The sequence below is a fragment of the Streptomyces sp. NPDC054849 genome (assembly GCF_053610945.1).
On the sequence record NZ_JBSGZI010000092.1, the window covers coordinates 14,063 to 33,098 of the forward strand.

The following is a 19,036-nucleotide window of genomic DNA, read 5'->3' on the forward strand; positions in this document are numbered from 1 at the left end:
CTTCGATCGGCCTCACCCGCGGCACTCATACGGTTCTCGCCCCCGTGACCGCCGGCTGCGGCAGCATGCCTGCGTTCTGCATTGTCATGATGCCTCGTGATGGCCGCGTCGGTGATGTGGTGGAGTGCCCTGCGGGCAGTAGAAGCTGGGCCGGATGAACAGCTCCTCGGGCCGGGTGCCGGACATCATCAGCCAGTCCTCGATGAGTCAGATGCTGGATTGCGGTGGCGGGATGTGGCGACCATACGGAGCCCCTTCGGTTGGATAAGGGCGCCGGGGCGGGCAGTGAGCTGGGTGCCTGGTGCGGGATGCAGACGCCGTCTACTGGCGATGGTCGCCAGGGTTAGGGTGGCGCCGGTCATGGCGTAAGTGTCGCCGATGCACTTGTGTGCGCCTGCCCCGAAGGGGATGAAGGCGTTCCTGGGCGGGGGGGTGTTCCAGCGGTCGGGGTCGAAGCCCGGGGGATCTGTGGATAGGCCGGTCCGGTGGTGGATGAGGTAGGGACTGAGGACGATGATGGTGCCGCTGGTGAGAAGGTGCCCGCCGAGGCTGGCCGCAGCGGTGACCGTACGAGTCGTGAAGACAAAGGAGTACAGCCGGAGCGTCTCGGTGATGATATGGCCGGTCAGCGGCAAGTGTGGCAGGTCGTCATGAGTGGCTGGCCTTTCGCCCAGAACGGTGTCGACCTCCGCGTGCAGGCGCCGCTCCACCTCAGGGTGGCCGGCCACCAGATGCAACGCCCACGCTAGAAAGGTCGCAGTAGTCTCCACACCGGCGATGAAGAGTGTGCTGGCAAGGTCGAGCAGTTCGGTGTCGGACAGCCCCGGGCTGTCGCCCTCATGGCTGTGAGCCGCCAGCAGTATCGACAGCAGATCACCGTGATCGGTGCGGTCGGCGCGGCGATCGTTGATGACCGCCGCCAGGGTCTTGCGAAGCCGGCCGCGGCTCCGCCAGTAACGAAGGTTGCCTGGTGTGGGCAGGCGATCCAGGGGCGGCGGCATAAGTACGCGCGTGCTGAAGCCTTTGACGACGTCGTGAACATCGGCCGTGGCTGCGGCCACGGCGGCGTCCGACAGCGAGCTGCCGAACATCGTCGCCACCAAGATCCGTGTGGTGATCCTGGACATCTCGGCCAGCACATCGATGGCCCCATCTTCGGGCCATTCCTCGATGACCGCTAGAGCCTGCTCAGTCATCGTCGGCGCGTAGCGTGCCATGCAAGGGGGTCGGAAGGCTGGCTGAACCAGCCGCCGCAACCGCCGGTGATCGTGGTACCGACTGGTGGCAAGGCTATTGCCCAACACCTCGCGCAGCCGATCGAAAAGCGGCCCTCCGTTATCGAAAGTGCGGCTGTCCGCGAACACTTGGCGGGTCAGCTCGGGGTCACAGACGACCACCGCTGTCAAAGGACCGACCCTCACTCGCACCAGGTCGCCGTGGGCGGGCAGCGAGCGCAGGAATTGCAGCGGGTCATGCATCAGCGGCAGGAGATGCCCGAGCAGGGGCCAGGCCCCTGGGGCGGCGCTCATAGGGGCGTTGGGTGTTTCTGGCATGGCCGGCTCCTAGCGGGCAGCACCTGAACATTTCGAACAGATCAGCCTTCAGGGCAGGTATGCAGGTTCTTCTGCCACCTGCCCGCACCAGAGTCCTGCTCCCGTCAGTACCGCGCCAGAAGCACCTCTCCACGCACTGGTTAAGAAAACAAGCCCGTTAACCTGTCAACGGCCATGTAGTGGAAGTGGATCAGAACCGTGGAAGTAGCGGCTCTGATCCACATTTCGGGATCACCCAACGTGATCGGCTTACGGGGTCAGGAGGATGCGGCGTCGGAGGAGGTCGAAGTTGGCGCGTCCGTAGCCTTGGCGTTTGAGGAATTTGACCCGGTTAACGTGCCCCTCGACCATGCCGCTGGAGTAGGGCAGGGTCAGACCAGCGGTCACGGCGTCTAGGTCCTTGTTGAGGTTGCTGGCGAAGTTGCGCAGGGGCGGCAGCTTGCTGGCCTGCGCCGCTTCCATCCAGCGCGGTAGCAGGTGGCCGTGGAGGTTCGTCATCATCGTGGCGAAGTCTCCGATGTGCTTGCGGGGATCAGCGAGTTCGGGGCAGCGGGTAAGGATGCGCTTGAGGCGGAGCTGCTGGCCGGAGGTGAGGTTGTCGGGGTGGCGGGTGAGCCAGCCGACGACCTGCCGGACGGTGGGTGTCTCGGACCGCTTGGGCGTTGGGGCTTCAGTGGACCGCAGGGGCTCGAGCCAGCGCCGGACGCTGCGGTTGCTGCCGCGATATCCGCGCTGTTGGATCTCCCGGAAGAGGCGTCCGCTGTCGGTGCAGCCCTCCTGCCAGCGCATATTGAGGTACTCGGCCCAGGGCTGCAGCGCCCGTCGGCTCGGCCGCGGTGGCGCAAGTAGGTCCTCGACGGACTTCGCGTGGGCGTATTTGCGGACTGTCTTGCGGTCCATCCGCCGCGACTTCGAGATCACTTCGATGGCGACGCCCTTGTCGTACATCTCGTGCACCGCCGCGAAGTGGCGCCGGGCGTTCGCCGCCCGTTTGCCCTCGATCGCCGGTGGCCCGGCAGTCGGCTCCACTACTTCGTCATGGTCCGTGGCCTCGGTCGCGATGAGGCAGCGGCGGTGGGCGACGACGCACTTCTCCACCGTCTTGCACAGGTTCAGCCATAAATGAAAGCGATCCGCGATCTGGACCGCGTCCGGCGCCGCAGTGCGGACGGCCTCGGCATAGGCGCTGGCCCGGTCGCGGCACACGACCTCGGCCCCGGGGTGCTGCTGGAGCCAGGCGGTGAAGGTCCCGGCGGTCCGGTCGGGGAGCACGTCGACGGGGCGTCCGGTCTCGATGTCGATCAGCACGGTGCCGTAGACGTGCCCTCGCTTGAGAGCGAAGTCGTCCACCCCCAGCACCCGCGGGCTTCGCTCCGGTGGGCCGGCGGGCAGGGCCCGCACCCGACGGAGCAGGGTGTTCGGGCTCACCGGACAGTGCAGCATGTCGGCGAGCCGGGCACCGGCCCGGCCGGCCAGGAGACGGCCGATCGCCTCCAGTGCCGCCTGCTGAAGCTGGCTTCGGCGCCCGTACCGGAAGGTCAGGCCCTCGACCTGTTCCGCGAAGGTGCGGCGCGGGCAGTCTGCGGCAGCGCAGCGCAGCGGAACCGGCGCACGGTCAAGGCTATCGTCACCGGTCGTCCGCCCACGGCGAGATCGCCGAGCCGCCGTCCGTAGCGGTCGTGGACCCTCCGCGTACTGGTACCGCAGTCCGGGCAGCGTGCCTCCTCCACAGCGGTACAGGCCGTGATGCACAACCTCGCATCGACCTCCCGTACGTCAAGGACGAGCACACCCGCCAGATGCGGAAGGAGCAGGTCAAGTATCTGATCACGTAACACACCTGATCAGATATCAACTTGAAGACGAGTCACGCTGGGTGATCCCGAAATGTGGATCAGAGCCGAAGTAGCTCCCCGGTGGCGGCCAGACATCTCCCCGCCCGGGACGAGTGCTCGCGGACAAAAGGTGTTGCGCCTGCCCCCAGACGAGGCGTATAAGGCATAATGCGGTGAGCTGAAGGCGAAGCCAGCACCCTCGCCCACCACAAAACCGTGCGCCCCTGCCCGGGCACGCTCAGCAGGCACAGGACCGCCCAGGTACGGCTGACGGGCCGACAACTGCCGACCCGTCAGGGCATCTCCTCCCTGAAACGCTGATCCACCTCTCTCCGCCAGCCATATCAGTCAGTGGCTGTGTCAGACCCCGCCCGTCCCAGTACTCCTGCAACGCCACCGCCGCGTCCCGCTACTGGACCGGACATCAGCCCCGGTGGGCTGTCTGCCCCGCCTACCACCCCGCGTCGGCGATGCCCTGGCATGCAACCCACCGGCCCCACAGCCCACCTCCCCGACCTGCCCCCTTCGGGAGGGCCTCGTGAACAGCACCAACACCTCAGGAACCCCTCGCCGCCGTGTCCTGCTCGCCGCCCCAAGAGGCTGGTGCGCGGGGGTCGACCGAGCCGTGCAAGCAGTCAAGAAAGCCCTGGAACTCTACGGTGCGCCGGTCTACGTCCGCCACGAGATCGTGCACAACAAGTACGTCGTCCAGACGCTGGAGAGGAAGGGTGCCATCTTCGTCGAGCGGACGGAGGAGGTGCCCGAGGGCTCCATCGTGATGTTCTCCGCGCACGGCGTGGCGCCGGTGGTGCACGAGGAGGCGGCGCGCGGCAAGCTCGCGACGATCGACGCGACCTGCCCGCTGGTCACCAAGGTGCACAAGGAAGCCATCCGGTACGCGAACGAGGACTTCGACATCCTCCTCATCGGCCACGAGGGCCACGAGGAGGTCATCGGCACCTCCGGCGAGGCCCCGGACCACATCACGATCGTCGACGGCCCGCACGACGTGGAGAAGGTCACCGTCCGCGACGAGTCCAAGGTCGTCTGGCTCTCCCAGACCACCCTCTCGGTCGACGAGACCATGGAGACGGTCGACGCGCTGAAGACCAAGTTCCCGCTGCTCGTCTCGCCGCCGGGTGACGACATCTGCTACGCCACCTCGAACCGCCAGGCGGCGGTCAAGGTGATGGGCGGCGACTCCGACCTGGTCATCGTGGTCGGCTCGAAGAACTCCTCGAACTCGATCCGGCTCGTCGAGGTCGCCAAGGACGCCGGCGCCAAGGCCGCGTACCTGGTCGACTTCGCGAGCGAGATCGACGAGGCCTGGCTGGAGGGCGTCACCACAGTCGGCCTCACCTCGGGCGCCTCGGTGCCGGAGGTCCTGGTCGAGGAGGTCCTGGAGTGGCTGGCCGCGCGCGGTTACGCGGACGTGGAGATCGTCAAGACCGCCGAGGAGTCGATCGTCTTCTCGCTGCCGAAGGAACTCCGCCGCGACCTGCGCGCCGAAGCGAGCAACACGCCACGACCACCGGACGAACAGTGAGACCTCACACTGCCCGGCAGCCCCGCCCAGCGCCCCTCGCCGATCCGCACCTCCTCTTCGACCCCGCGGCCGGCCTCCGGGACATCGTCATCCTCGGGTCAACCGGGTCCATCGGGACCCAAGCCATCGACCTCGCCCTGCGCAACCCGGACCGGTTCCGGGTCACCGCACTGTCCGCCGCCGGCGGACGGGTGGAGCTGCTGGCCGAGCAGGCCCGGAAGCTGCAGGTCAAGACGGTGGCCGTCGCCCGCGAGGACGCCGTACCGGCCCTGAAAGAAGCGCTGAGCGCCCGGTACGGTCCTTCCGAACCGCTGCCCGAGATCCTGGCCGGACCGGACGCCGCGACCGAGCTCGCCACCTCCGAGTGCCACACCGTCCTCAACGGCATCACCGGTTCCATCGGCCTCGCGCCGACCCTCGCCGCACTGCGGGCGGGCCGGACCCTGGCCCTGGCCAACAAGGAGTCGCTGATCGTCGGCGGTCCCCTGGTCAAGGCCCTCGCCCAGCCCGGCCAGATCATCCCGGTCGACTCCGAGCACGCCGCGCTCTTCCAGGCGCTCGCCGCCGGCACCCGCGCCGACGTCCGCAAGCTCGTGGTGACCGCCTCCGGCGGCCCCTTCCGCGGCCGCACCCGCGCCGAGCTGGGACACGTGACCGTGAAGGACGCCCTCGCACACCCCACCTGGGCCATGGGCCCGGTGATCACCGTCAACTCGGCGACCCTGGTCAACAAGGGTCTCGAGGTCATCGAGGCGCACCTGCTCTACGACATTCCCTTCGACCGCATCGAGGTCGTGGTCCACCCGCAGTCCTACGTGCACTCGATGGTGGAGTTCACGGACGGCTCGACGCTCGCCCAGGCCACCCCGCCGGACATGCGCGGCCCGATCGCGATCGGCCTCGGCTGGCCCGAGCGGATCCCGGACGCGGCCCCCGCCTTCGACTGGACCAAGGCCTCCACCTGGGAGTTCTTCCCGCTGGACACGGAGGCCTTCCCGTCGGTGGGCCTCGCCCGGCACGTGGGCACCCTCGGCGGCACCGCCCCGGCCGTGTTCAATGCGGCCAACGAGGAGTGCGTCGAGGCGTTCCTGGCAGGTCGGCTGCCGTTCACAGCAATCATGGATACGGTCTCTGCCGTGGTCGATGAGCACGGGACACCTGAGTCGGGAACCTCCCTGACGGTCCAGGACGTCCTAGAAGCGGAGGCCTGGGCCAGGGCCCGGGCGCGGAAAGAAACTTCGAAAGCCCTCTACCTGTAGTGATACCCGCCGGGACTGCTTCAGCGCCTGGTCGAGCCGGTCCGACTGGGAGACGGGTACGTGCCTCGATCCGCGGCACGACCGCCTCAAGACGCCCTACTCCCATACCTGTTGAGGAGTGTCGAGGGCGGGGCGTCGGGTGGTGAGACAGGCGGGAAGGGAAGCAGCTCGTTCCTGTCTCGTAGCAGGATGTCCGACCTTCGCGGTGTGCTTCCGTTGTTGTTGCCGTGCGCCTGGGCGCATTCGGTCCGCGGCGGTACGCCGGAACCATGCCGTCGACGCCCGGACGGGAGCGGCTTGGCTGGCGCAGATGATCATCGTAGGAGCGGCCCAGCACGGAAGCCGGGCAGGAAGAATGGCCGTGGATCCTGGCGGCGCCTTCGAGGCGGTCTTCCTTACCCCAGTAAGGAAGACGGTCCCGCAGCGGTGGGCGGATGCCGCCATGGCCGGGGCATTTGAAGAATTGCCGCCGGTGTCGGGCCTCCCCCAAGGCCGGGTAGTTAGGGCTTGCATAGGATTAACTCGCCGTCTTGATCTGTGGTGTGGGGGTGGCGCTGAGTTCTGCGGCGAGATCGATGAGGTCGTCCAGGGTGGCCAGGTGTGTCGCTGTGGGTGCGATGGTGTGCCCGACCTCGTCGAGGAGGCGCCGGGTCTGGCTGATGGCCCGGTTGAGGGTCTGGGGAACGACTGCGAAGAGCGGGGCGATGGCCACTTGCAGGAGCCCGTGCCGCTGTAGAGGAGGATTGCCAGGAGCCGGTCGGCGAGCGTCGGTGTAGAGGCCGGCGCGGCGGGGATCTTCTGCCGGTCGCCACCGCGTCGCTGCTGAAGATCTTCTTCCCGCTGGAGTGCCCGGGCTGCTTCCAGTTCGGCGATCAGCCGGGCCCACTGATCGTGGGGCATGCCGGTCAGAGCCGGATGGGCCAGCCAGGCTCTCGCGCGGGGGCCGGGAGCAATAGTCAAGAGTTGTGGATCAGCTGAGGTGGTTCATGCCGCAAGGGGCTTGTTCTGATCGACAAGGTGACCGTTTTCGAAGCGGTTGCCGGCGCGGACGAGGGCGACGAGGTAGGGTGCGGTGACCGCTCGCCAGCGGGCCTGGGCGGACTCGACGAGCTTGAAGACCATTGCGAGGGCGGCGGCCGGGCTGCCGGCGCCGCGGGTGACCTTGGTCCGGAGCTTCACCGTGCTGAAGGTCGACTCGATCGGGTTTGTCGTCCGCAGGTGGATCCAGTGCTCGGCGGGGAAGTCGTAGAACGCCAGCAGCTTGTCCACCTCACCAGTGATCTTCTTCACCGTCTTGGGCCACTTCGCCCCGTAAGTTTCCTCGAACGCGGTGACCGCTTTCTCGGCGTGGGCGCGGTCCTCGGCGTTGTAGATCTCCTGGAGCGCCTTCTTCGCGCCGGGCTGCGCGGACTTCGGCAGCGCGTTCATCACGTTCCGGGTCTTGTGAACCCAGCACCTCTGATGCCTGGCCTGCGGAAACACCTCCGCCAGGGCCCGCCACAGGCCCATCGCTCCGTCGCCCACGACGAGCATCGGATCCGGCATGCCACGCCGGCGGCAGTCGCGCAGCAGATCGGCCCAGGACTCGGTGGACTCGCGCAGGCCCTCGGTGATCGCGATGAGTTCCTTGGTGCCGTCGACGCGGACGCCCATCAAGACCAGCAGGCACGAATGGGTCTGGGAGAGGCGGATCTTGGGGTGGATGCCGTCGGCCCACACGTAGACGTAGTCGGATCCGGCCAGGTCACGGGACTGGAAGGCGGCATGCTCGGCGGTCCGCTGCTTCGTCAGCCGGGTCACCGTCGCCGACGACAGGCCGGCCGCGCTGCCCAGGAACTGCTCGAGTGCGGGTACGAAGTCGCCCGAGGACAGGCCGTGGAGGTAGAGCAAAGGCAGGACCTCGCTGACCTTCGGGGATTTGCGGCACCATGGCGCGAGGATCTTCGAGGAGAACCGATCCCGCTCCCCGGTCTCGGCGTCGACGCGTTTGTCGTTGACGCGCGGCGCGGCCACCTCGACCGGTCCCGCGGCCGTGGTCACCGACCGGGGCCGGTGACGGCCGTTGCGGACCACCAGCCTCCGCCCCTGCTCGTCGCGTTGATCGGCGAGTTCGGCTATGTACTGCTCGACCTCGGCCTCCAGGGCTGCGGCAAGCATCCGCCTCGCGCCTTCCCGGACGATCTCGTCGATTAGAGAGGTACCGCTCTCGGTGGTGCCGTCTTCGTTGACTACGCTGAGCACGGGCGTGCCTTCCCAGCCCGCGCTCGAACGCGGGCCTACTCGGTGACCTTGAGTCGATCACCCGGGAAGGTACGCCCTCCGCATCCCGCGAGGCACCCCACCCCCGGGCCGATCCACAGGTTCCGAGCATTGCTCGCAGCGGCGACATCGGGTCCCCGCGCATGTCCGGCTCGACCAGCGCCAACAGTGCCGGAACCAGCTCCGGGTCCAGATCGGACAGCTTCCGGCGACCACCACCGGGGCGCCGGACCCGGCCGGTCGGCTCCACAGCGGAATCCAACTCGTCCACTCCGCGGGAGACGGTGCCCTCGCGCATCCCGGCAGCCCGAGCCACCACCCGGATCCCGCCATGCCCTAACGATCGGGCCTCGGCCCCGGCTGTCAGACGGCGTTGGCGCTCGTCCAGGTGCGGGAACAGCGCCTCGAACTTCACCGTCAGCGACGCCTCGGTCTCCACAGATATGCCCATACCACAACAACGAGAATCAGAACGCGAAGCAACGCTTTGATTCGCGGCAGGCCCAAACTACCCGGCCTGGGATCAAGCCCGTGTGCGTTCAACGCTGGTCGATGCTTAACAACTTCCCTTGCCCTGAAGGCTTTCCAGGGCACCTGGCAGGGCTTTTAGTGGCGTGGAGGCTGTCGGCGGCCGGGCAGAACGGACGCCTGTGATCCGCCGGGAGTGTTGCCGAAGTGGGTCCGCTTCTGAGTCTGTTGGCGGGGTGAGGGGCATTATGAGATGGGATGTGGAGCAGGGCGGCCGTCAGGCGGCCGGACTTCTGGAGCGCACGCGCGAGCTGGTCAGCCCGGTGCTGCGCACTGCAGTCGACCAACTCCCCGCCGCGATGCGGCATGTCAGTGGATACCACTTCGGCTGGTGGGACCCGGAGGGCACCCCCAGGGCGGGGGATGGGGGGAAAGCGGTGCGTCCCGCCCTGCTCATGGCTTCTTCCCGTGCGCTGGGTGGTGATGAGCAGGCTGTGCTCGCCGGCGCGGCGGCTGTCGAGCTGGTGCACAATTTCACGCTGCTGCATGACGATGTCATGGACCGTGACACCCAGCGGCGCCACCGCCCTACCGCCTGGTCCGTTTTCGGGGTCGCCGATGCGATTCTGGCCGGTGACGTCCTGCAGGCACTGGCCGTCAAGGTTCTTGCCGCAGACTCCCACTCGGCTGCTCCCTCGGCCATGCGGCTGCTGGCCGACTGCATGATCGAGCTGTGCGAGGGGCAGAGCGCCGACTGCGCTTTCGAACAGTGCGCCGACGTCACCTCGGCGCAGTGCCTGGACATGGCCGAGGGTAAGACCGGGGCGCTGCTCGGCGTTGCGTGCGCGATCGGCGCCCAGTACGCATCTGCCGACCCGGCAACGGTGCGGGCTCTGGATGCCTTCGGCCGGCACCTTGGGCTGGCCTTCCAGCTGACCGACGATCTGCTTGGCATCTGGGGTGATCCGGAGATGACCGGAAAGCCGGTAGGAGCGGACTTGGCCGCGCGCAAGAAGTCCCTCCCTGTCGTCGCCGCGTTGACGTCCCTGACCGAAGCTGGTGATGAACTGGCCGCCTTGTATGCCAGCGTCGGTGAAAGGCATGATCCCGGCGAGATCAGCCGCCTGGCCATTTTGGTCGAGCGGGCCGGAGGACGCTCGTGGGCCCAAGAGCAGGCCGCCGCCCATACCGCCCGTGCTATTGACCAGCTTGAAACCGCGCTTCCTGCCCCCGGCCAGGCCTGTGAGCTGCTGGCCTTGGCTGGCCTTCTCATCCGCCGGGACGGGTGAGCGATGGACAGAGGCGGCACGGCGCCGTCCCGACGTACCGTGATGCTGGCTTTGCTGTCTGCCTGCTGTGCCGGGTGCAGCGCGTGCGTCACCACCGAAATCTTGCACTTCGCCCTCCCGAAGAAGGTACGCAGCGCATGAGGACCACCGATCACGAGACCCTCGGAGACAGAAGCGCTTCCTACGGCCGGGAACTGCTTGCTCTTGCCGGAACGCCCCAGGGCGTGCGTTCTCTCGCCCCGGACCAACTGCCACAGCTCGCAGCCGAGATCCGTTCTCTGCTGGTTGACAGGGTCAGCGCCAGCGGCGGTCACCTGGGCGCGGGGCTGGGGGTGGTTGAATTGACGATTGCTCTCCACCGGGTCTTTGACTCACCACGTGACGTCCTGCTCTTCGACACCGGCCACCAGGCCTACCCGCACAAGGTGATCACCGGACGGGCCGGAGCCTTCGACACGCTGCGCCAGGCGGGGGGACTCTCCGGCTACCCGTCCCGGGCGGAGTCCGAGCACGATTGGGTCGAGAACTCCCATGCCTCTACTGCCCTGGCGTACGCGGACGGCCTGGCAAAGGCCTTTCAGCACACTGGTGCTTCCGGCCGCCGTGTGGTGGCGGTGATCGGGGACGGCGCGATGACCGGCGGCCTGGCCCTCGAAGCGCTCAACAACATCGGTGCTGCCCGCCGCCCCGTCGTGATGGTGCTCAATGACAACGCCCGTTCTTATGACCCGACCGTCGGAGCACTCGCCGCCCATCTGGCCGCGCTGCGTGGCGGTGATGACAGTGTGCGCCGCCGGAACGTCTTCACCGATTTCGGGTTCACCTACTTTGGGCCCGTGGACGGGCACGACACCGCCGAGGTGGAAGCCGTGCTGCGTCGAGCCGTTGCAGTGGCCGGTCCTGTCGTCGTACATGCGGTGACGGACAAGGGCCACGGATACGGTCCGGCCGAGGCCGATATCGACGATCGCATGCACGCCTGCGGCGTCATCGACCCCGCGACCGGCGAGGCCATCGCGCCCTCCAAACCGTCGTGGACGTCTGTTTTCAGCCAGGAGATCGCCGCCATCGGCGCAGAACGCGACGACGTGGTAGCGCTCACTGCCGCTATGCGGCTCCCTGTGGGTCTCGGTGCCTTCTCGGCGAGGTTTCCCGACCGGGTCTTTGACTCGGGCATCGCCGAGCAGCACGCTGTCACCTCCGCGGCAGGACTGGCCATGGGCGGCCTGCATCCAGTGGTGTGCCTGTACGCAACCTTCCTGGGCCGTGCCTACGACCAGGTCCTCATGGACGTGGCCCTGCACAAGCTGCCCGTCACCTTCGTCCTGGACCGCGCCGGCATTACCGGCCCGGACGGGGCCTCCCACCACGGACTCTGGGATCTGGCGATGCTCTCCCGTGTCCCCGGCCTGCGCCTTGCCACTCCCCGCGACCCTGCCCGCCTGCGCGCCCTGCTCCGTGAAGCACTCGACATCGAGGATGGCCCCACGGCTCTGCGCTTCCCCAAAGCCACCGCCGGAAAGGACATCGACGCTCTGGCCTCCATCGACGGCATCGACATCCTCCACCGCACCCCCCACGCCGCCCTGGACGTGCTGCTCATCGCAATCGGCACCACCGCACCTGCCTGCCTCGACGCCGCCCATATCCTCAGCGGCCACAACGTCGGTGTCACCGTCGCCGACCCCCGCTGGGCCGCCCCCGTCAACACCGCACTCAGTCACCTGGCCGCCCGGCACCGGCTCGCCCTCGTCGTCGAGGACGGCATCGCGGACGGCGGGATCGGAACCCTCATCGCACGCCACTGCACCGAACAGGGCATTACCACCCCGATCCGCACCGTCGGCCTGCCCACAGCCTTCCTGACACACGGCGAACGCGGCGCTCTCCTGGACGCCGCAGGCATCAGCGGCCGGGCCCTCGCCACCACCGTTCAATCCGCCCTGCCCGATCACACCCGTGCCTACCAGGACTTGCTGCCCAAACACCGGCGCGTACACCTCACCCCCAGGAGCGCGCCGTGAGCACCGTCGACCCGCCTGCGCCCATACTCCCCGGCACCAGCCTGCCCGCCTCCACAGCTCCGGTGCGCCGCCGTACCCGGCAAATCCACGTCGGCGATGTCCCAGTCGGCGGCGGCGCACCGGTCACCGTCCAGACCATGACCACCACTCCGACCGCCAACATCGACGCCACACTCCAGCAGATCGCCGAAGTCACCGCCGCCGGCTGCGACATCATCCGCGTCGCCGTGCCCTCCCAAGACGACGCCGACGCCCTCCCGCAAATCGTGGCCAAATCGCAGCTCCCAGTGATCGCAGACATCCACTTCCAGCCCCGCTACGTCTTCCAGGCCATTGACGCCGGCTGCGCAGCCGTACGGGTCAATCCGGGCAACATTCGCAAATTCGACGACAAGGTCAGGGAAATCGCGCAGGCCGCTGGCGCCGCCGGAATACCGATCCGGATCGGCGTCAACGCCGGCTCCCTCGACCCCCGCCTACTCGCCAAACACGGCCAAGCCACCCCTGAGGCACTGGTTGAATCCGCCCTATGGGAATGCTCACTATTCGAAGAACACGGCTTCACAGACCTCAAAATCGCCGTCAAACACCACGACCCACTCACAATGATCGCCGCCAACCGGAAGCTCGCCGCAGCCTGCGACTACCCCCTCCACCTCGGCGTCACCGAAGCCGGCCCCGCCCTGCAGGGATCCATCAAGTCCGCGGTCGCCTTCGGAATCCTGCTGGCCGAGGGAATCGGCGATACCATCCGCGTCTCCCTGTCCGCCCCACCCGTCGAACAAGTGAAAGCCGGCTGCCACATCCTGCAGTCCCTGGGCCTGCGCCCGCGGAAACTGGAGATCGTCTCCTGCCCCGGCTGCGGCCGCCTCCAGGTCGACATCCACAAACTCGCCAACCAAGTCGAAGCCGCCTTCGACGGCTTCCCCCATCCCCTGCGTATCGCCGTCATGGGCTGCGTCGTCAACGGCCCCGGCGAATCCCGCGAAGCCGACCTCGGCGTCTCCTGCGGCAACGGCAAAGGCCAAATCTTCGCCCGCGGACAAGTCATCCGCACCGTCCCCGAAAACCGAATCGTCGAAGCCCTCCTCGAAGAGGCACTACGACTCAGCCAACCAAAGCCGCAACCTTTTTAAAGGCCTGGTGAACACCGCCAGCCACCCAGCAGGCCCCGCCTGCCCGGGCGAAGACATGATCCACGACCGACACCAGCAACCAGTGAGAATTTTCAACTTGCCCACCGATCGAGCGATGGCTGGCTTCGTTCATCTCCAGCGGGTTCTGGCACAGATCTTGGGGAGTCGTCGCGGAGCGTTACTGAAGCAGGATCATCTTGCGGAGAAGTTCGAATCCGGCTCGACCGTAGAGCTGCCTCTTGATCTTCTTGATGCGGTTCACGGCTCCCTCGATGCTGCCGGAACTCCAGTGCAGGGTGATCCCCGCTGTCACGGCGTCGAGGTCCCGGAGCAGGTGGAGTGCGAAGCGGGTGAGACCGGGTAGCTGGCTGGCATCGACTGCGTCGATCCAGGCAGGGAGCCTGGCACCCAGACGGTCGCTGAGTATCTCGCCGAAATCGCGGACATGCCCGGCGACCATGTCCAGTTCGGGGCAGTGTGCCAGGACATCCTTCAGGCCTGCGCGGTCGTCCTCGCTCAGCACGGTGGGGTGTCGGGTGAGCCAGCCGGTCACCTGGCGCACCGTCGGCGGCCGGGGCGGCGCGCCGGCCGGAGCCCCGCGGAGGGTGGCGATGTGGGAGCGGACCATCTGGTAGGTGACGGGCGCGTTGTCGGCAACGAGTTCACTGTGGAGGTGGACCCTGGCCCTTCTCGGATGGACGCTCCAGAGTGCACCGGCGATACCGGCGGCATAGCTTCGCAGTGCGATCCCGTGTGCCGTCCGGCCGCGGCGCGTCCAGGCGGTCGAGAGGACACTCCATGGCAGTCGTGATGACCTTTTCCTGGCCCGAGATCACACCCGACGTGTACGACGCGGTACGCCAGAAGGTCCGCTGGGAAGAGGACACACCGGACGGGTGCGTGCTGCACGCCGCCTGGTTCGTCGACGGCGGCCTCAACGTGATGGACATCTGGGAGTCGGAAGACCACTTCAACCGGTTCATCGAGGCCAGGGTCGCCCCCGTGCTCAAGGGCGAACTGGGCGTGCAGAGCGACCCCGAGCCGAAGTTCCACCCCCTGCACCGGCGCTTCGTCGCCCCCGGCGTCCGCGGCGCCAACTCCTGACATCTCAGCGCAGCCAGAGCCGGATCGCGACGACGGGGAGAGGCGGAAGACGGGTCGGCAGCCCGTGGGCCCGCTTGGCGAACCCCGACCGCTGGGGCCGGCCTGGAAGCGTGTCGCACTGTCGCACTACGAGTGAAGCGAGGCAGCCATGACAGCGACAACCCGACAGGACACGCCCGTCGCAATCGAGGGCGGAGGCGTCGAACTCCGTACGCGAGCGGTCGGCGGAGACCTGTCCGTGGCCTTCGTACAGCTGCCTCAGGGGGCGGACCTGCGGCCAGCCCTGAAGGGCCTGGCCGATGATCTCTGTCAGTGCCCGCACTGGGGGTACATGCTCAAAGGCCAGCTGAAGATGGTGACGAAGGACGGTGAGGAGGTCTACGAGGCGGGACAGGCGTTCTACTGGCCGCCCGGACACGCCCCCGTGGCCCTCGAGGACTGCGAGTACGTGGACTTCTCACCGACAGATGACTTCACCACGGTCATCAACCACATCACGTCGCAGGGCTGAGCCCCAGCGTTCAGCACCAGCGGAAACGAAGCCAGAGAGTATCGGGCTGACGCCTGAAACCGACATCGCCGCGCGCGGTGTGAAGGCGGCTCCCTACCGTGCACAGCGCGGGCCGATCCTGGAAGACGCCAGCCCCGGGCGCCCCGCCCGCAAAGGATCGAGGCACCCCGGGCAGGGATGTGCACCGCCATCCAGCGAGCTCTCGCGGAACCCGTTCCGCAAGTGTGGACCGCCACGGGGCGAGGGCGTTGTCTCGTCTGCCGGGCTACCTCGGCGCCGGTGCCTTGCCGGACACCTTGATGCCTGCCTGGCGGAGGTCGTCCAGAGTGGAGGCAATGGTGTCGGGGGCGACACCGACCGTGTAGTCCAGGCGTACCCGGGTTCGGAATCCGGCGGCGGCAGCGTCCAGGGCGGTGGCACGCACGCAGTGGTCGGTTGCGATGCCCACCACGTCGACGTGCCGCACCCCGCGTGCGCGCAGCCAGTCCGCGAGGGGGGTGCCTTCGGCGTCCGCGCCTTCGAAGCCGCTCTTGGACGCGCTGTGGGCGCCCTTGAAGAAGACGGCGTGGACCTTGCCGCCGGCGGCGGTGGGGGCGAAGTTCGGGTGGAATTCAGCGCCTTCGTCTCCGGCGACGCAGTGGACGGGGAAGCTGTCCTTGAAGTCCGGGTTCGAGGAGAAATGGCTTCCCGGGTCGATGTGGTGGTCGCGGGTGGCCACGACGTACTGGTAGTCACCGTCCGCGCTCTTCTCCACCAGCTCGGCGATCGCGGTGGCGATCTGCGCGCCTCCCGCGACGGGAACACTGCCTCCTTCGCAGAAGTCCTTCTGCACATCCACGACGATCAAGCCTCGGCTCACCACGAACACCCCTCAGGACGACGGAACGACCCCCGTCTTCTACCGACCTTCTCACCTTCGCCGAGGGCAGGGCGGACTGCGCTCACCCACACAGCCGCAGACATTCACCGCAGGACGATTCGCACTGTCGAAGCAGTCAGAGGCCAAGTGCGGTGCGCAGTCGGGGACAGGTCTGCCGTCGGGCGCCGTAGCGGCAGCCACACCCGCGGAGAAGCCTTCGGCCACCTCTACCTCCCAAGCGGACGGGAAGCGGCGCACCCATACCGCGACCGTGGATCAAATCGTCCCCCGGTAGCTGCCCGGCGGCTGCGACCAGGTCGGGGAGTCGGTTTGGACAGAGCAGGCTCCTCTTGGAACCGTTTCGCCCGACCGGCATTCCCCGGCCCGCCGTGGCGTGGCGGGCGAGGAGCAAGAGCTGCGCCTAGCAGGCGACGGGTCGCCAGAGCGGTGCCGTCAGTCGTCCCCGGCAAGGATCAGGTCGGCTGCGTGGTGCGGGCAGGCAAGGGTGTGCCACATCACCGAAAGGAACTCCCCCCTCGGCACTGATAGTCCGCGCTCCACCGGTGGTCGCGGTGGCCCGGCAAAAGCCGCAGAAGACGACCTTTGAAGGGAACAGGTCCGCCGAGGGGCGGGCTTGTGACGTGGGTTCCATCGTCTGCTCCAGCAGTGCCGACACGGGCAAGACCTTCCACCTCTTACCCACCGACATCACAGCAGTCACAGACATGTGGGCAGATACGGTGGAATAACAGCCCGGCAACAGCAGACCCCCACCTCCTCGTCAGACATGGCAAGGCCCCGGGACAGGGGGCCGTCCCGGGGCCATGGTCGCGGCACCGCAAGAGGGGGAGCGGTTGTGCATCTGAGGCGACGATATGGAAAAAACGATTCAGCAGCCGCACGGTTACCGCAGCACCCAACCAGCCCCGCGCCATCGCAGGCTGCGCAGGTCAGCCGCTGGAGGACTGTACGCCCTCCCCGAATCCGGCACGCCGGCCACAGTGTCTTCCAGGCGCAGCAGGGCGAAGCGTTGCGGGGTGGCGCCGGGCCCCTCGGCCGATGGCGGTGTTGGCGCTGATCTCCACCACCGGTTCCGTCCCCCTTTAGTAACCATCCTTGAGGAGTCCGTTGGAGACCTGCTGCAGGATGGCTGCGAGTTGAATGCGGGCCGCTGAGGTAAGGGTGCCCCTCATGTCCTCGATGACGGCCTCGACTCCGGTACTGACCTGGAAATATCGAAGGATGAAGTCGCTCCGTTGGGGTGCGGTGAGCGTCGAGTAGACGGCATCCATGACCGCAGCCCCGTCGTGCCAGGGGAGAGAAGGACTGCTGCCGACAGCATCCTGCACTTCCGTATTGGCTCCCTGGCCCGCTGGCCGAGGCTCGGGTACGCCCGTCGGGTGGGGCAGTCCTTCACTGGACGGCCTCGGTGTGCCAGCCTCATTGCCGGTGGCCACAGTTCCTGGGGTGCGCTTCAAAACCGGGTTTTGAAGCGCGGCGTCACCAGGCGGTGCCGACTTCGCCCGGGGCTGCCTGGGCTGGGACGCCTTCAGGAGCTCCTCAGCAGCCCTTGCCTTCTGCTCCTCCGGGTCCTTGATCTTCGAGATCTGCTCTGCCGTCTTCACCTTGAGCTGCTTGGTGTCAACGGCGTCCCTGAGTTCGGGTGCCAGGTTGAGCAGGGCCAGCCGGTTCGAGACGTACATCTGTGACTTGCCGATGCGGTCCGCGACCTTTTCCTGAGACCCGTGACGCTCGACCATCCGCTGCAGGAACTCAGCTTCCCTGTATGGCGGGATGTTCTTGCGGTGGATGTTCTCGATGATGACGGCTTCGTCGACCTTGTCGTCGTCCTCGTTGCCCAGCCGATCACGGACCCTGATCTCGAACTTGGTCCAGCCGAGTTGCTTCGCTGCGTGGAACCGCCGGTTGCCGAGAATCACCACCCACTGGGCATCTCCGATGGCGTCGGCGTGCTCCGGCTTGACTCGGCGGAAGACCTCGCTCGACATCGCGGCGGCCGGCTGCAGCTGGCCGACCGCGCGCATGGACTCCTTGAGTTCGCGGAACTCGGCGTCGTCGTCGGTGTAGTCGACGGCAGCGCGCGGATTATCCGGGTTGCTGATGATCGTGTTCATGTACGCCGTGGTCGGCGGAGCTGCCGGCTTCGACGGGTCAGTCTCGCCGGTGCTCTTGCTGCCGGCCTTGCCGGGACCGTCGATCAGGGCCGCCCACTGCTTCTTCGCGGCCATCACCGACGCTCCTTCTTGCCTGCTCCCAGCTCGAGGGCGAGCTGGTAGAAGTCTTCACGGGCCTCCATGGCGACCCGGTTCTTCTTGTACTGAGTAACGACCGTTCCTTCGAGGGCTGCCCGGGTGTGGACCTTGTAGTGCCGGACGACCGTGTTGGCCAGGCTCCATCCCTGGGCTCGAACGAAGTCCTTGGTCTGGTCGAGGTCGGCTTCGCCGTCGCGCGGGTCCCAGTTGTTGATGACAACGAGGTAGGGAATGCCGAGGGGCTTGACCACTTCCTCGATGGTGTCGCGTGTCGGCATGAAGCCCAGCGGTTCCGGCTCAACGGGGACGATGATGTCGTCGGCGTTTGCGAGCACGGCGCGCATCGCGTCGGCCGCGGTGCTCTTGCCGAACGGGTCGCCGGCTTCTTCCTTCTCGTCCTCGGGGAGGTCCATCCACCCGGGTGTGTCGATGAAGGCGTGCTTCACCCTTCGCGACTTCTTCAGCTGGGAGAACAACTCGAGGTCGTCTCGCGAGTTGATCTGCTCAAAGGAGAAGGGAAGATCCTCACCGACGCGCTGTGACCACCACGTGGTGGATCCCTGGGGGTCGGCCGAGACTGCGGCGACGTAGTGCGGGTCGCCGTCGGGTGATTTGCCCAGGACGTGGGCGGTGATGGCCGCTGTGTTGACGGTGAGAGTCGACTTGCCGACTCCACCCTTGCGGTTAATAAGCGCGGTGATCCGTGCCATGGGCGGTACTCCTGATGCTCCGTATGCTTCCCGACCCGGTTGGGCCGGTACTAGCGGACCGGGACAGGATGCCACGTCGCGCCTCGCTTGGAGGTACTGCGGCGTGTCGGTTCAAAACCGGGTTTTGAAGGGTGGCGACCCAAGCCGTTCAGCTCGGAAACTGCCAGGAACGCGCGAAGCGGCCCCCGTCGCCCGGATCGAGTCCGGGCG

Annotated in this window: 15 protein-coding genes and 2 pseudogenes; 7 read left to right on the forward strand and 10 right to left on the reverse strand. The window is 67.2% G+C overall.

Translation table 11 applies throughout. The features are described from left to right. Nucleotides 1–188: 188 nt before the first annotated feature. The 3 genes from ACWGIF_RS29870 to ACWGIF_RS29880 all read right to left on the reverse strand — a co-directional run bounded on the left by ACWGIF_RS29870 (nucleotide 189) and on the right by ACWGIF_RS29880 (nucleotide 3,391). Nucleotides 189–1,553: a cytochrome P450 gene (locus ACWGIF_RS29870; RefSeq protein ID WP_453502122.1), complete on the reverse strand. Its 1,365-nt coding sequence runs from the start codon at nucleotides 1,551–1,553 to the stop codon at nucleotides 189–191. Between the two features lie 249 nt (nucleotides 1,554–1,802). Beyond that, nucleotides 1,803–3,152 (reverse strand): ISL3 family transposase, encoded by a 1,350-nt coding sequence (locus ACWGIF_RS29875; protein ID WP_453502140.1) that lies wholly within the window; start codon nucleotides 3,150–3,152, stop codon nucleotides 1,803–1,805. Next, nucleotides 3,092–3,391, reverse strand: coding sequence for a transposase family protein (locus tag ACWGIF_RS29880; protein WP_453502123.1), 300 nt, complete (start codon nucleotides 3,389–3,391; stop codon nucleotides 3,092–3,094). The genes ACWGIF_RS29875 and ACWGIF_RS29880 overlap by 61 nt, the downstream gene beginning before the upstream one ends. 535 nt (nucleotides 3,392–3,926) lie before the next feature. Here ACWGIF_RS29880 and ACWGIF_RS29885 point away from each other — a divergent pair. Beyond that, nucleotides 3,927–4,934, forward strand: coding sequence for a 4-hydroxy-3-methylbut-2-enyl diphosphate reductase (locus ACWGIF_RS29885; protein ID WP_453502124.1), 1,008 nt, complete (start codon nucleotides 3,927–3,929; stop codon nucleotides 4,932–4,934). Next, nucleotides 4,931–6,193 (forward strand): 1-deoxy-D-xylulose-5-phosphate reductoisomerase, encoded by a 1,263-nt coding sequence (dxr, locus tag ACWGIF_RS29890; protein WP_453502126.1) that lies wholly within the window; start codon nucleotides 4,931–4,933, stop codon nucleotides 6,191–6,193. Before ACWGIF_RS29885 ends, dxr begins: the two co-directional genes overlap by 4 nt. A 517-nt stretch (nucleotides 6,194–6,710) precedes the next feature. Here the strand turns inward: dxr and ACWGIF_RS29895 are convergent. The 3 genes and pseudogenes from ACWGIF_RS29895 to ACWGIF_RS29905 all read right to left on the reverse strand — a co-directional run. After that, nucleotides 6,711–7,141: pseudogene (locus ACWGIF_RS29895) on the reverse strand (ISAzo13 family transposase); the annotation flags it as partial. A gap of 36 nt (nucleotides 7,142–7,177) precedes the next feature. Then, nucleotides 7,178–8,434, reverse strand: coding sequence for an IS256 family transposase (locus tag ACWGIF_RS29900; protein ID WP_453502127.1), 1,257 nt, complete (start codon nucleotides 8,432–8,434; stop codon nucleotides 7,178–7,180). Between the two features lie 133 nt (nucleotides 8,435–8,567). Continuing rightward, a pseudogene (locus tag ACWGIF_RS29905) lies at nucleotides 8,568–8,903 on the reverse strand (ISAzo13 family transposase); the annotation flags it as partial. A gap of 265 nt (nucleotides 8,904–9,168) precedes the next feature. On the opposite strand from ACWGIF_RS29905, the gene ACWGIF_RS29910 reads away from it, so the two are divergent. From ACWGIF_RS29910 to ispG, 3 genes are all read left to right on the forward strand, one after another. Next, nucleotides 9,169–10,209, forward strand: a complete 1,041-nt coding sequence (locus ACWGIF_RS29910) for a family 2 encapsulin nanocompartment cargo protein polyprenyl transferase (protein WP_453502129.1) — start codon at nucleotides 9,169–9,171, stop codon at nucleotides 10,207–10,209. Between the two features lie 137 nt (nucleotides 10,210–10,346). Continuing rightward, complete coding sequence (locus ACWGIF_RS29915) at nucleotides 10,347–12,233, forward strand: 1-deoxy-D-xylulose-5-phosphate synthase (RefSeq protein WP_453502141.1); 1,887 nt, start codon at nucleotides 10,347–10,349, stop codon at nucleotides 12,231–12,233. Nucleotides 12,234–12,256: 23 nt separating this feature from the next. After that, complete coding sequence (gene ispG, locus ACWGIF_RS29920; protein ID WP_453502143.1) at nucleotides 12,257–13,369, forward strand: flavodoxin-dependent (E)-4-hydroxy-3-methylbut-2-enyl-diphosphate synthase; 1,113 nt, start codon at nucleotides 12,257–12,259, stop codon at nucleotides 13,367–13,369. A 178-nt stretch (nucleotides 13,370–13,547) separates the two neighbouring features. Here the strand turns inward: ispG and ACWGIF_RS29925 are convergent, their stop codons facing one another. Next, nucleotides 13,548–13,922 carry a transposase gene (locus ACWGIF_RS29925; protein WP_453502130.1) on the reverse strand — a complete coding sequence of 125 codons (375 nt, stop codon included), beginning with the start codon at nucleotides 13,920–13,922 and terminating at the stop codon, nucleotides 13,548–13,550. A 245-nt stretch (nucleotides 13,923–14,167) separates the two neighbouring features. Between ACWGIF_RS29925 and ACWGIF_RS29930 the strand changes: the two genes are divergently transcribed. Both ACWGIF_RS29930 and ACWGIF_RS29935 read left to right on the forward strand, forming a co-directional pair. Further along, nucleotides 14,168–14,473, forward strand: coding sequence for a hypothetical protein (locus ACWGIF_RS29930; protein ID WP_453502132.1), 306 nt, complete (start codon nucleotides 14,168–14,170; stop codon nucleotides 14,471–14,473). A gap of 148 nt (nucleotides 14,474–14,621) precedes the next feature. Continuing rightward, the gene (locus ACWGIF_RS29935) at nucleotides 14,622–14,984 is read left to right on the forward strand and encodes a hypothetical protein (protein WP_453502134.1); all 363 of its coding nucleotides are present in this window, start codon (nucleotides 14,622–14,624) and stop codon (nucleotides 14,982–14,984) included. 265 nt (nucleotides 14,985–15,249) lie between these two features. Here the strand turns inward: ACWGIF_RS29935 and ACWGIF_RS29940 are convergent, their stop codons facing one another. The 3 genes from ACWGIF_RS29940 to ACWGIF_RS29950 form a co-directional block, all read right to left on the reverse strand. Next, nucleotides 15,250–15,843 carry an isochorismatase family protein gene (locus tag ACWGIF_RS29940; RefSeq protein ID WP_453502135.1) on the reverse strand — a complete coding sequence of 198 codons (594 nt, stop codon included), beginning with the start codon at nucleotides 15,841–15,843 and terminating at the stop codon, nucleotides 15,250–15,252. Between the two features lie 1,103 nt (nucleotides 15,844–16,946). After that, nucleotides 16,947–18,092: a ParB/RepB/Spo0J family partition protein gene (locus ACWGIF_RS29945; RefSeq protein WP_453502137.1), complete on the reverse strand. Its 1,146-nt coding sequence runs from the start codon at nucleotides 18,090–18,092 to the stop codon at nucleotides 16,947–16,949. Then, complete coding sequence (locus ACWGIF_RS29950; protein ID WP_453502139.1) at nucleotides 18,092–18,826, reverse strand: ParA family protein; 735 nt, start codon at nucleotides 18,824–18,826, stop codon at nucleotides 18,092–18,094. Before ACWGIF_RS29950 ends, ACWGIF_RS29945 begins: the two co-directional genes overlap by 1 nt. Nucleotides 18,827–19,036: the final 210 nt, after the last annotated feature.